Consider the following 12,217-nt stretch of genomic DNA (forward strand, 5'->3'; position numbering starts at 1 on the left):
ATCGATCCCAAGCCGTTCATCTGGACCGCACGCGCGTCCGACATCCTGGCCAAGGTCACGCGCGCCAAGACGGCACTTGCCGCCATCGTTGGATAAGTACAGAACAGAGCGGCGCACTGCACTAGGCCCCGTTTGTCCATCGAGCCGCCCAGGCCCACGTTGCGGCGGCGAGCCAGTCGGGCCGTTGCGCTGCGTCGACGTGGAGCTCCAGCACCGCCGCGGCCGCGCGCAAGGCCGCCAGCGGATCGCTGACCTCGAGCGGCGTCGCGCCATGTTGCTTGGAAAGCTTCTCGCCACTGGCGGCCATCACCAACGGCGTGTGCAGATAACTCGGCGTGGGCAGGCCGAGCGCGCGCTGCAGCAGCACCTGGCGCGGCGTGTTGTCGGCCAGGTCGGCACCGCGCACCACATGGCTGACACCCTGATCGGCGTCGTCGACGACGACCGCAAGCTGATAGGCCCACAGGCCGTCGCCCCGCTTGAGCACGAAGTCGCCGACGACCGCGGCGACGTCCTGCGACTGCGTACCGAGCCGGCGATCTGCCCAATGGACCGTCGCGTCGTCGGGCAGGCGTAGTCGCCAGGCGCGCGGCGTTTGCCCGCGCAAACCGCCGCGCTCGGGACGGCAGGATCCCGGATACACCAGTTCCTCATGCCGCGCCGGGGGGCGCCCCAGTGCGGCCGCCGCCGCGGCGATCTGCTGGCGCGTGCAGGCGCAGGGGTAAGACGAGCCCGCCTCGATCAGACGCTCCAGTGCCGCGGCATAGAGCGCGCCGCGCCGGCTCTGCCACTGCGGCGGCGCGTCGGGCACGAGGCCGAGCGCATCGAGCTGGCGCAGGATCTCGTGGTCCGCGCCGGGCACGCAACGAGGCGGGTCGACATCTTCCATGCGCACCAGCCAGCACCCGCCATGGGCCCGCGCGTCGAGCCAGCTCGCCAGCGCCGCGACCAGCGAGCCGGCGTGCAGCGGACCCGTCGGCGAGGGCGCGAAGCGACCCGTGTAGGGGCCGTGGCAAAGCAGGGCGGGTTTCATCGCTGAGATGTTAGTGACCGGCCCGGCGCCGAGGACGCTTGCAATCGCACGAGTCGACGGCGCAGGACACGACCGCACCGGCTCCGGCGGCGCTGCGGGGGCGCGGCAGCGCCGGCTTGGCGCGGCTCGAGGCGCGTCGCTACAGGACCAAGCCGGCGTGCTGCTCCAGCAGCGCGTGGCGCGTCGCCTCGCTGCGCAGTTGCTTCAGCCACCATTGCAGCGCCAGGCCCGGTGATGCGCTGCCGCCCGGTGCGTGCCACGCGTAGTGCAGGCCGACACTGCGTGCCGGCAGCCCGGTGCGCTTGATGACCAGCCGGCCGGCTTCGACATGGCGGCGCAGCAGCGGCTCGGGCACGGAGCCGCAGCCCAAACCGCGCAGCAAGGCCTCCAGCTTGGCGGCGAGCGAAGGCACGGTCAGCACGTCTTGGCCCGGCTGCACGCCCACGGTCATCGGTGTGAAGCTGCGCGCGCTGTCGGCGATGGCGACGATGCGGTGCCGGGCGATGGTCTCGCCGCTGAGCGGCTCGGCCGCGTCGGCCAGGGGATGGTGCGGCGCCATGGCGAATTCCATATGGATCTCGCCGAGCAGCTCGCATTGCATGCCGCTGCCCTGTGTCGGCCCGCCGGCCCCGCCGATGGCCAGATCGGCCTGCCCGGTGGCCAGCGCTTCCCAGGTGCCCGACAGCACTTCGCTGCGCAGGCGCAGCCGGGTCGGCGGGGCGCTGTCGGGCGCGTCGCGGGTGGACACGCGCAGCGCGTAGAAGGACTCGACCAGCTCGAACAGCGCGGTTGGCGCGAGGATGCTGTCGAAGGCGATGGTGAGCTGTGTCTCCCAGCCGGTGGCGATGCGCTTGACGCGGTTGGCCACCGCGTCGATCTCGATCAGCAGGCGCCGGCCTTCGTGCAGTAGCTCTTCACCGGCGGCGGTGAGGCGCGCCTGGCGCGAGCTGCGGTCGAACAGCAGCACGTCGAGCGCGTCTTCGAGCACGCGCACGCTGTACGTCAGCGCCGAGGGCACCTTGCCCATCTCGCGCGCCGCGGCCGCGAAGCTGCCGGTGCGTGCGATCAGGTCGACCATCGTCAGCGCCTCGGGCGTCAGGACATCGCGGCGTTCGCTCATTCGTCTTGTCCGTGAAGCAGAAGCTGAACACACGTTCAGCGGCTTTGAATGATGCCATCAAGCCTTGGCCCCTGATGACGACGCGGCCGGCTCCTACATTGAATGGATGCGGCGTCCCACGCCGCGATGAAAGGCTTGAAATGATCACGCTGCGCAAATCCGCCGATCGCGGTCATGCCGACCACGGCTGGCTCGAGAGCTTTCACAGCTTCTCGTTCGCCGACTACCGCGACGAGCAGCACATGGGCTGGGGCAACCTGCGCGTCATCAACGAAGACCGCATCGCGCCGGGCACGGGTTTCGGCACGCACGGCCACCGCGACATGGAGATCATCAGCTACGTGCTCGAAGGCGCGCTCGGCCACAAGGACAGCATCGGCGACGGCGCTTCCATCCTGCCGGGCGAGGTGCAGCGCATGAGCGCCGGCCGGGGCATCCAGCACAGCGAGTTCAACCACGCAGCGGACGAGACCACGCATTTCCTGCAGATCTGGCTGTTGCCCGAGGCGCGCGGCATCGAGCCGGGCTACGAGCAGAAGCCGTTTTCGGCCGAGCAAAAGCGAGGGGCGCTGAAGCTCGTCGCTTCACCGGACGCGCGCGATGGCGCGGTGAAGCTCAACGCCGATGCGGCGATGTACGTGGGCCTCTTCGACGGCGCCGAGCAAGCCGAACTGGCGTTCGATACACGGCGCCTGGCCTACGTGCATGTCGCGCGCGGCGCGGTCGAGGTCAACGGCAAGGCCCTGGTGGCCGGCGATGCGGCGAAGCTCGATGGCGAACCCCGGCTCACCTTGAGCAACGGCGTCGATGCCGAAGTGATCGTGTTCGATCTGGCCCGCGCGGCAGTTCGGTCAGCGGCCGTCGCCGCGCAAGTCGCGAAGTAGAGTCGCCGACATGACCGAACCCCTGCGTGTCCTGATTCTGCCCGGCAGCGCGCGCACGGGCTCCTACAACCTGCAACTCGCGCGACTGGCAGAGAGCTTGTTGCGCGAGCAGGGCGCCGAGCCGCTGCTGCGCGACTTGCGGGCCCTGGCACTGCCGCTCTACGACGGCGACATCGAGGCGAGCGAAGGCGTGCCGCAAGGGGCGCACACACTGGTGTCGGAGATGGCGGCACACGACGCGCTGCTGGTCGTCTCGCCCGAGTACAACGCCTTCCCCCCGCCGCTGCTGATCAATGCCATCGACTGGGCCACGCGACTGCCCGAGCACAAGCCGGCGATGGCCGGCAAGCCGACGGTGTTGCTCAGCGCTTCGCCGGGTGCGCTCGGCGGCATTCGCAGCCTGCTGAGCCTGCGAAGCTTTCTCGCGCTCAACCCGGGCCTGTTGGTGTTGCCGCAGCAGTTCGCGCTCAACCAGGCCGCACAGGCTTTCACGGGGGAAGGCGCGCTGCGCGATGCCCAACAGCAGCAGAGGCTGCAGGGCGTGTTGAGTGCTCTGCTCTGCCACGCCGGGGCGCTGCGCGCGGCCTGAGCCGTGGCAGCGGGTCGCCAACGTCGGTCGGCGGCGCGGCGCCGGCGCGCGCAAGTGTGGCTGCGGCCGTTCGAATACCGCTGCGCAACCGCTAGCATCGCTGCATGCAGACCCTTCTGACCGCGCTCGCCGTGCTGCCCTGGACGGACTGGGTGGCGCTGGTCTGGTTCTTCGCGGCTTGGATCGGCTATGCGCGCTTCGCCACCCACCGTGCTTCGGTGCAGGCTTCGGTGCTCGCCGCCACGAACCGCATCCGGTGGCAATGGATGCTGCAGACCACCAAGCGCGAGGTGCGGGTGATCGACGGCGTGGTGGTGCAGAGCCTGTCGGTCAGTCCGAGCTTCTTCGCCTCGACCACCATCCTCATCATCGGCGGTCTGCTTGCGGTGCTGGGCGCGAGCGAACAGGCCAGTGCGCTGGCTCGCGAGCTGCCGTTCGCCGCGCGCACCACCGTGCTGGTGTTCGACCTCAAGCTGCTGCTCCTGGCGGCGGTGTTCGTCTACAGCTTCTTTCGCTTCACCTGGAGCCTGCGGCAGTACACGTTCGGCGCCTTGCTGGTGGCCTCGGCGCCGGAGGCCAGCGAGTTCGCCGCCGAGGGCGGGCCGTCGCGGGAGGCCTTTGCCGACCGCGCCGGGCGGGTGGTCGGGCTGGCCGCCGAGTCCTTCAACGACGGGCTGCGCGGCTATTACATGGCCTTCGCCCTGATCGGCTGGTTCTTCTCGCCGCTGATCTTCATGCTTGCCACGGCGGGGGTCGTGTACATCCTCTATCGGCGCGAGTTCCGCTCCGAAGTGCTGGATACGCTGCGCGGGTTCTAGGGTACCGAGTCACAAGTAGGTCGGCGCGCCGAGATGGAAGGACGAACACGGCTCGCGCCGGCCGACCTCAGCCTGGCAGCAGCCCCAACTCGCGCAACAGACGCGCAGTGCCCGAATGCAGCAGTGCCGGTGAGGGGGTGGCCTGCGCGGTAAGCCGCGCCGTGCTCATCGCCGCCTGCGGCAGGGCGGCAGCCAACGCGGCTGCCGCCTCGTGCAGCGCACGTGCGAGCTGGTAGGCACGCTCCTCCGAAAACGTGGCCTTCGTGAGCATCACGTTCCACGAGCCGACGGTCGGCAGCGCATGTTCGAGCCCCGCGTAGGCGCCGGCCGGCACCTCCATCGCCTTGAGGAAGGGCTGGGCCTGGAGGATCTGCGGGATCTGCGCCGGGCTCGGCCCAATGAAGCTTGCGCCGCGCGGCGCCTCGGCCAGCCGCGTGAAGCCCGGCCAACCCACGCCCGCGCCCCACAGGCCAGCAGCCTCACCGTCGAGCACGCGCTGCGGGCTCTGCGCCGCTTGCTCCACGTACAGGGCGCGGAAGTCGCGGTCGATGTCCAGGCCGAGCCCCCCGAACACCTGCCGGGCCAGTAACACGAGGCCGGAGGCGGGCACGCCGAACACGACCGGCTGGCCCTTCAGGTCCTCGAGACGGCGCGCGGTGGAGTCGCCCGGCACCGCCAGCATCCCGGGGCTCGGGTACATGGCATAGAGCACGCGCAGGCCCGCGTCGCCCTGCGTCTGCAACACCTGGTTGGCCGAGGTGCCCTGGATCAGCGCGATATCGAGTTCGCCGCTCGCCAGTCCCTGCAGGTTCTCGTTCGTGCCTTTGGTGCCGACGGCCGTGAGCAGCGTTCGGCCGGCGCGCGCATTGAGCACACCCTCCAGCGCCTGCCCGTACAGCGCGAAGCGGCCGCCCGGTGTGGAAGTGCCCAGGCGCAGCGGCGCATCGCCCGCCCAGGCCGAAGCGATGCCCAGCGCCGGCGTGACCGCCAGCGCTCGCAGGAGCCGGCGGCGCGCGGCTTGCGCGGGGGTGATGGGAAGCAGGAGGTTCATGGTGCTGTGGCGCGACGAAGAACGAGGGGTGATGGGGGCCGGGTCACGGCGAGGCCGATTTGCCGAGCGCAAAGGATATTGCCTCCTCCCACCACCGGTCGTCGATGTGGTCGATCCAGTCGTTGTGCCCGGCGGTCTCGATCACCGCAAGCCGCTTGGGTTGGGGCAGTGCATCGTGTAGCGCGGTGCCGAAGCGGGCCGGCACGATGGTGTCGCGCGCGGCGACAGCCACCAGGACCGGTCGGCCGAAGGACGCGAGATGGGTCGCGCTGTCGTAGCGATCGCGCAGCAGCCACTTCACCGGCAGCAAAGGATAGTGATGCGCGGCGACGTGCTCGAGCCGGTCCCACGGTGTGATTAGCAGCATGCCAGCCGTTTTGTCCCGATGCCGAGCGCCCGCCGCCGCGGCCACGCCAGCCCCAAGCGATTCGCCGACGAGCAGCAGCGGGGGGCCATGCAGGCGATGGGCCAGCGCGACAGTCTGCTCGGCGTCGTCGACCAGGCTGCGCTCGCCCACCGCGCCGCCGCGCGGGCCGTAACCGGGGTATTCGACCAGGATCACCCGCAGCTCCAGCCGCGTGAGTGCTTTGGCGTAGTAGGCGCGGTGACCTGCATGCCCTGCATTGCCATGAAAGACAAGGGCCGTGCCGCGCACCGGCCCCGAAGGCTCGGCCACGAGGCCGCGGAAATCGCCCTGTGCCGGCCAGGCACGAAGATCGGCCGACACCAGGCTATCGACGGTGCCCGGGGCAGGGAAGTAGAGCAATCGGTCCTGAAACACGGCGATCATTGCCAGGAGAGCCAGGCCGGCCGCGACGAGCGCCAACATGACCCCGATCAATCTCATGGTCGTGCGCCGCGAACCGAAGAGTGCTCGTCGGGCGGCGTCGGGCGGGCGCGCACGCTTGCGCAACCCGAGGGTTACCGCAAGCCTTCCGACAACTCGATCTTCACCTCCAGCACCTCGAGGTTCTCCTGCCGCTCGAGGTTCACGCGGATGTCTTCCGGCCTGATCGCCACGTACTTGGAGATCACGGCCACCAGTTCGCGCTGCAGCGCCGGCAGGTAGTCGGCGGGGCGCTTGCCGCGGCCGGTGCGTTCGTGCGCCAGGATGATCTGCAGCCGCTCCTTGGCGACGCTGGCGGTCTTCTTCTTCTCTCCGAGCAGGAATGAGAGCAGAGACATCGCTTTACCTCCCGCCGAACATGCGCTTGAAGAAGCCGGGCTTGGCGGCGTCGGTGAAGCGCATCGGCTTTTGCTCGCCGAGGAAACGCGCAATCACGTCCTTGTAGGCCTCGGACACGTCGGTGTCCTTGATGTGCACCGCCGGCAGGCCCTGGTTGGAGGCGTCGAGCACCGTGTCGGACTCGGGGATCACGCCGATCAGCGGGATGCGCAGGATTTCCTGGATGTCCTCGAGCGAGAGCATCTGTCCGCCGACCACGCGGCTCGGGTTGTAGCGCGTGATCAGCAGGTGCTCCTTGACGGGCTCCTGCCCGTCGATCGCGCGCTTGGTCTTGGAGGCCAGCATGCCGAGGATGCGGTCGGAGTCGCGCACCGAGGAGACCTCGGGGTTGGTGACGACCAGCGCCTCGTCGGCGAAGTGCATCGCCATCATGGCGCCGGTCTCGATGCCGGCCGGCGAATCGCACACGATGTAGGCGAAGTCCATCGCCGCCAGATCGGTGAGCACCTTCTCCACGCCTTCTTGCGTCAGCGCTTCCTTGTCACGCGTCTGCGAGGCGGCCAGCACGAACAGGTTGTCGCACTGCTTGTCCTTGATCAGCGCCTGGTGGAGGTTGGCCTCGCCCTGGATCACGTTGATGAGGTCGTAGACCACCCGGCGCTCGCATCCCATGATGAGATCGAGGTTGCGCAGGCCGACGTCGAAGTCGATCACGGCGGTCTTGTGGCCGGCCAACGCGAGGCCGGCGGCGAAGCTCGCGCTGGTGGTGGTCTTGCCTACACCTCCCTTGCCGGAGGTGACGACGATGATTCTGGCCATCGGGGCGGGTTCTTTCAGTGATGAGTGGGTGTGCGGGCCTGAAGGCCGCTCAGGCGCCGAGCGCCTCGACCAGGAGCTTGTCGCCGTCGAGCCGGACCTGCGCCGGCTTGCCGAACACATCGGCCGCCGGGTCCGCCTCGAGCGTGCGGTAGGTGCCCGCAATGGCCACCAGCTGCGGCTCCATGCAGGTGCTGAAGATGCGCGCCTCGGTGTTGCCGCGCGCGCCGGCGATGGCGCGTCCGCGCAGCGGCGCATAGACATGGATGTGGCCGTCGGCGATGACCTCGGCGCCGAAGCTCACCGCGGCCATCACCACCAGGTCACCGCCGCGCGCATAGACCTGCTGGCCCGAGCGCAGCGGCTTGTCGATGACCAGCGTGGTGACTGCGGGCACGGGCACCGGCACTTCGCGGATCACCTCGGTCAGCATCACCTCGGGTTGTGGCTCCGGCGTCGCGGCGCGAGCAGATGCCGGTGCGGCGGCCGGCGACCCATCGGGTGCTGCGGCAAGTCCGGCAGCGAGGGCGGCAAGCATCTGCTCCGTGCCGCCGCGCCTGGCGGCGATGGGCAGCATGTCATAGCGGTGCAGCAGTTCGATCAGGGCCGCAAAGTCGATCGGCTCGGGCTCTTCGCGCACGGCACCCAGGTCGATGATCACCGGCTCATGCTCGAACAAGCCGGGCGTGTGCGCCACGCGAGCGTCCAGTTCGCGGGCCAGGGCGGCCAGATCGGTGGTCTTGAGCACCACCGCGATCAGGGTCAACGCGGCGCTCTTGATCTCGAGCGCCGTGGGTGCATTCGCTTTTTGGACAACGGCCATGAGGGCAGGCGACGAAGGCTCGCGAAAAGGGCGCAGTGTAGCGGCCGCTCGTTGCGGCGGCCCCTGCCGTCGACTGTGGTAACCGGTATCTGGGCGCTGGGGCTCGCGACGCGGTGGCGTTAAAAAAACAAGGCGACGCTGCTAACGCATCAGGCCCTGCGTCAGCGCACCAAGCTGCCGCTGACCAGCTCCTTGCGAAACTCCCTCAACTTGATCTTCAGCCGCCGCTCGTTCACCGGCCCCATGCGCAGCAGCAGCTTCTGGCCCGAAGACAGCGACTCCAGCGCCGGGTCGGCGAACTCGTAGCGCACCCAGGGCCGCTCCGACTTCACCGGGCCCCTGACCTCGGTGAGCCGGACCTCCGGCGCCTGTTCGAACTCCGGCGTTTGCAGCAGGTGGTCGATCACCTCGACCAGCCGGTCGTTGAAGTAGCGGCCGGGATAGCCGAGTTCCTCGTAGGCCTGCTGGAACAGCGGGTAGAGCTCGGCATACGCGGCGGCGGCACGGCGGGCGTTGATGCGTTCGACGAACAGCACGAAGGGCGTGTAGCGCGCTCGGTTGTCGAGGCTGATGCGCTGCTTGTCGCCGTCCTGATCGACGCTGAAGCGCCCTTCGGTCGGGTTGACGGGCCACAGCCGCAGCGCAGCGTGCGGGCGCGCCAAGTTGTCGACCGTGGCCACCATGTTGCGAGCGAAGGCTTCGGTCTGCAGCCACGACAGCATGGCCTTGCGGCCGAGCAGGTCGCCGAGCTTGGAGCGCACGAGGGGGTCGGCCTGGTCGAGCGGCGGCACGGCCTGGGGCTCGGCTGCCGGCTCGGACGCGGCGGCCTGGGCATCGATCGGGTATTTGATCGCCGGCACCGACGGGGCCGGCGCGGGCATCGGTGCCGAAGGCGCCTCGGCCACCGGCGGCGGCAGGGGGACGATGAAAGGCGGCTGTTGTTGCTTCCACCACCAGTAGCCGCCGCCGAGCACGGCAGCGATCAGGGCCGCCACGCCTGCGTACACGAATCGGTTCATCTTCGTCCTTTGCCTTTTTGCCCGGGTCTCGAGCACTCAGACACAGTAGCGCAAAACCGGTTCCGTCATGCAGGCACGGCGCTTCGGCGCCGCCGTGCGAAGGCGCGCACGGCCGTGAGTTGTCCGAGCGCCGGGCCGATCGGAAGCGACAGGGCGCAGGCCAGCCGCCGCGTCAGAGCAAGCGGTGCGGGTTCATCACGCCTTGCGGGTCGAGCGCCTGCTTGATGGCGCGCATCAGGCCCAGGGCCACCGGTGATTTGCGCCGCACCAGTTCCTCGCGCTTGAGCGCACCGATGCCATGCTCGGCGGAGAACGAGCCGCCGTGGGCCTGCACCGCGTCGTAGACCAGCGCGTTGACCGCCGCCTCGCGCTCGCTCAGGAAATCGGCCGCGCAATGCCCCTCGGGCGCCTGCACGTTGTAGTGAAGGTTGCCGTCGCCCAGGTGGCCGAAATCGACCAGCCGCACGCCCGCAAAGGCCCGCATCAGCGCGGCGTCGGTGCTCGCCACGAAGGCGGGGATGGCGGAGACGGGCAGGGCGATGTCGTGCTTGATGTTCAGCCCTTCCTCGGCCTGCGCGAGCGGAATGCTCTCGCGCAGGTGCCAGAGCTCGCGTGATTGCTGAAGGCTTTCGGCCACCGCGGCATCGGTGATGGTGCCGGCCTCGAGCGCGGCTTCGAGCAGGCCTTCGAAGAGGCTGCGGGCGTGCGCCTCGTTTTCGGTGTCCGACTGTTCGAGCAGCACCGTCCAGGGGACGGGCGCAAGCGGCTGCCGAAGGGCCGGGAAGTGCTTTGCCACCAGCGACAGCGAAAAGGCGTTCATGACTTCGAAGCCCGTCAGCCCGGCGCCCAACTGGGCCTGCGCGAGCTGCAGCAGCGCCACGCAGTCGTCCAGGCTCGCGCAGGCGGCCAGCGCGGTGCTGCACGCGGCTGGCTGCGGGTACAGCCGCAGCGTGGCCGCGGTGATGACGCCGAGCGTGCCTTCGCTGCCGATGAACAGGTCGCGCAAGTCGTAGCCGGTGTTGTCCTTGCGCAGGCCCGAAAGACCCTCCCACACTTCACCGACCGCCGTGACGACCTCCAGCCCCAGGCACAGCTCGCGCGCATTGCCGTAGCGCAGCACCTGGGTGCCGCCGGCATTGGTGGCGAGGTTGCCGCCGATCGTGCAACTGCCTTCGGCGGCGAGGCTGAGCGGCAGCAACAGGCCCTGCGCGGCAGCGGCTTCCTGCACGGCCTGCAGGACGCAGCCGGCTTCCACCGTCATGGCGAGGTTGGCCGCGTCGATGCCGCGCACGCGGTTCAGTCGCGTCAAGCTGAGCAACACCTGCCGGCCGCTCAGATCCGGCACCCCTCCGCCGACCAAGCCGGTGTTGCCCCCCTGCGGCACCAGGCTCGCGCCGTGCGCGCCGCAGGCACGCACCACCGCCGCCACCTCGGCCGTACTGCCGGGCCGCACGACGGCCAGCGCGCGGCCGCGGTAGCGCTTGCGCCAGTCGAGTTCCCAGGCGGTCAGGTCACCCTCGGCCAGCACCTGGGACGCACCGATGGCCGCGCGCAAGGCGTTGAGCAGGGCGTTCATGCGAGCGCCGGCCCTCGGCTGGCAGCCGGCCCTCGGCTGGCGGAGCCGGGCAGCGGCCGGTTCGGCGCCGGTTTCATGGCGTCGCTTGCGCCGCCCGCGCATCCCGCAGCCGCCAGCGCACGTGCATGGCGCAGGCTGCGAACAGCACGAGGCAAAGCAGCACTTCGATGCCCGCCAGCCAGGCCGAAAGGCCACGCTCACTGGTGGCGCGCACCACGCCTTCGGTGAAGTAGAGCCACACCAGCAGGCTGACCCAGCGGTAGGTGTAGAGCCGGCGCTTGAGCAGCCCGGCCAGCGGCACGGCCAGAGGCAGCACCTTGAAGGCCAGCATGCCGCTGCCGGTCGGTGCCAGCCACAGCTCCCACAGCAAGCCGAGCACGATCAGCCCCAGCAAACTGGTCACCGCCGCGGCCCGGGTGGCATCGATTGCGTTGCGCTCGTTCATCGGCTGGCATCATGCCGCATGACTGTGCACGACTCGATGCGACCGGGCTGGCGCGAACGCCTGGCCGACTTCGTTCAGACGCTGCAGAGCTGGCCCTGGCTCGACACGCTCAAGACGCTGCGCCAGCGCTTTCGCGAAGACCGCCTGGGCCTGACCGCCAGCAGCCTGACCTTCACCACCACCATCGCGCTGGTGCCGCTGGCCACGGTGATGCTGGCCGTGTTCAGCGCTTTCCCGATGTTCGGTGAGTTCAGGGGTGCGGTGGAGACCTACTTCCTGCAGGCACTGATCCCCGATGGCATTGCCCGGCCGGTGCTGGAGGCGCTGACGCAGTTTGCAGTCAAGGCCAACCAGCTCGGCGGCGCGGGCCTGCTGGTGCTGCTGGTGACCGCCATCGCGCTGATGCTCACCATCGACCGCACGCTCAACAACATCTGGCGCGTGCGCACGCCGCGGCCGATCGCGCAGCGGGTGCTGGTGTACTGGGCCGCGGCCACGCTCGGGCCGCTGCTGCTGGGCATGAGCCTGTCGGGCACCTCGTATGCGATCTCGGCGTCGCAAGGCATGGTGGGCACGCTGCCACAGGGCCTGAGCGTGCTGTTCAATGCACTGGAGTTCGCGCTGCTGGCCGGCGCGATGGCCGCGCTCTTTCACTACGTGCCAAACACCGAGGTGCGCTGGGCGCACGCGTGGGCCGGTGGCGTGTTCGTGGCGGCGGGGGTCGAGGTGGCCAAGTCGGTGCTGGCCTGGTACCTGGTGTCGGTGCCGAGCTATTCGGCGGTGTACGGCGCCTTCGCCACGGTGCCGATCTTCCTGATCTGGATCTACCTCGGCTGGGTCATCGTGCTGCTCGGCGC

At 69.5% G+C, this 12,217-nt stretch carries 14 protein-coding genes; 4 read left to right on the top strand and 10 right to left on the bottom strand.

Annotated elements, in window-relative coordinates; all coding sequences use genetic code 11:
• Positions 1 to 121: 121 nt before the first annotated feature.
• Both gluQRS and H0W38_RS06695 read right to left on the bottom strand, forming a co-directional pair.
• Entirely contained in the window at positions 122 to 1,033 is a 912-nt protein-coding gene (gene gluQRS, locus H0W38_RS06690; protein ID WP_292452319.1) for a tRNA glutamyl-Q(34) synthetase GluQRS, read from the bottom strand.
• A 139-nt stretch (positions 1,034 to 1,172) separates the two neighbouring features.
• The gene (locus H0W38_RS06695) at positions 1,173 to 2,153 is read right to left on the bottom strand and encodes a LysR family transcriptional regulator (RefSeq protein WP_292452321.1); all 981 of its coding nucleotides are present in this window, start codon (positions 2,151 to 2,153) and stop codon (positions 1,173 to 1,175) included.
• 140 nt (positions 2,154 to 2,293) lie between these two features.
• Here H0W38_RS06695 and H0W38_RS06700 point away from each other — a divergent pair, with 140 nt between their 5' ends.
• From H0W38_RS06700 to H0W38_RS06710, 3 genes are all read left to right on the top strand, one after another.
• Positions 2,294 to 3,037 (top strand): pirin family protein, encoded by a 744-nt coding sequence (locus H0W38_RS06700; protein WP_292452322.1) that lies wholly within the window; start codon positions 2,294 to 2,296, stop codon positions 3,035 to 3,037.
• A 10-nt stretch (positions 3,038 to 3,047) separates the two neighbouring features.
• Positions 3,048 to 3,626, top strand: a complete 579-nt coding sequence (locus H0W38_RS06705) for an NADPH-dependent FMN reductase (RefSeq protein WP_292452324.1) — start codon at positions 3,048 to 3,050, stop codon at positions 3,624 to 3,626.
• 104 nt (positions 3,627 to 3,730) lie between these two features.
• Complete coding sequence (locus H0W38_RS06710; RefSeq protein WP_292452325.1) at positions 3,731 to 4,444, top strand: DUF599 domain-containing protein; 714 nt, start codon at positions 3,731 to 3,733, stop codon at positions 4,442 to 4,444.
• Between the two features lie 67 nt (positions 4,445 to 4,511).
• On the opposite strand, the gene H0W38_RS06715 is transcribed toward H0W38_RS06710, so the two are convergent.
• The 8 genes from H0W38_RS06715 to H0W38_RS06750 all read right to left on the bottom strand — a co-directional run bounded on the left by H0W38_RS06715 (position 4,512) and on the right by H0W38_RS06750 (position 11,360).
• The gene (locus H0W38_RS06715) at positions 4,512 to 5,495 is read right to left on the bottom strand and encodes a TAXI family TRAP transporter solute-binding subunit (protein ID WP_292452327.1); all 984 of its coding nucleotides are present in this window, start codon (positions 5,493 to 5,495) and stop codon (positions 4,512 to 4,514) included.
• 43 nt (positions 5,496 to 5,538) lie between these two features.
• On the bottom strand, positions 5,539 to 6,342 hold the full coding sequence (locus H0W38_RS06720; protein WP_292452328.1) for an alpha/beta hydrolase: 804 nt from the start codon (positions 6,340 to 6,342) through the stop codon (positions 5,539 to 5,541).
• 74 nt (positions 6,343 to 6,416) lie between these two features.
• On the bottom strand, positions 6,417 to 6,680 hold the full coding sequence (minE, locus tag H0W38_RS06725; protein ID WP_292452329.1) for a cell division topological specificity factor MinE: 264 nt from the start codon (positions 6,678 to 6,680) through the stop codon (positions 6,417 to 6,419).
• Between the two features lie 4 nt (positions 6,681 to 6,684).
• The gene (minD, locus tag H0W38_RS06730; RefSeq protein ID WP_292452330.1) at positions 6,685 to 7,500 is read right to left on the bottom strand and encodes a septum site-determining protein MinD; all 816 of its coding nucleotides are present in this window, start codon (positions 7,498 to 7,500) and stop codon (positions 6,685 to 6,687) included.
• Between the two features lie 49 nt (positions 7,501 to 7,549).
• The gene (gene minC / locus H0W38_RS06735) at positions 7,550 to 8,320 is read right to left on the bottom strand and encodes a septum site-determining protein MinC (protein WP_292452332.1); all 771 of its coding nucleotides are present in this window, start codon (positions 8,318 to 8,320) and stop codon (positions 7,550 to 7,552) included.
• A 161-nt stretch (positions 8,321 to 8,481) separates the two neighbouring features.
• Positions 8,482 to 9,339 (bottom strand): DUF3014 domain-containing protein, encoded by an 858-nt coding sequence (locus tag H0W38_RS06740; RefSeq protein WP_292452333.1) that lies wholly within the window; start codon positions 9,337 to 9,339, stop codon positions 8,482 to 8,484.
• A 172-nt stretch (positions 9,340 to 9,511) separates the two neighbouring features.
• Positions 9,512 to 10,915: an FAD-binding oxidoreductase gene (locus H0W38_RS06745; protein WP_292452335.1), complete on the bottom strand. Its 1,404-nt coding sequence runs from the start codon at positions 10,913 to 10,915 to the stop codon at positions 9,512 to 9,514.
• Between the two features lie 73 nt (positions 10,916 to 10,988).
• On the bottom strand, positions 10,989 to 11,360 hold the full coding sequence (locus H0W38_RS06750; protein WP_292452336.1) for a DUF2069 domain-containing protein: 372 nt from the start codon (positions 11,358 to 11,360) through the stop codon (positions 10,989 to 10,991).
• Positions 11,361 to 11,396: 36 nt separating this feature from the next.
• On the opposite strand from H0W38_RS06750, the gene H0W38_RS06755 reads away from it, so the two are divergent.
• The coding region (locus H0W38_RS06755; protein WP_292452337.1) for a YihY family inner membrane protein at positions 11,397 to 12,217 on the top strand (821 nt) is incomplete at its 3' end.

It is taken from the genome of Methylibium sp. (genome assembly GCF_013817365.1).
GTDB lineage: Bacteria > Pseudomonadota > Gammaproteobacteria > Burkholderiales > Burkholderiaceae_C > Methylibium.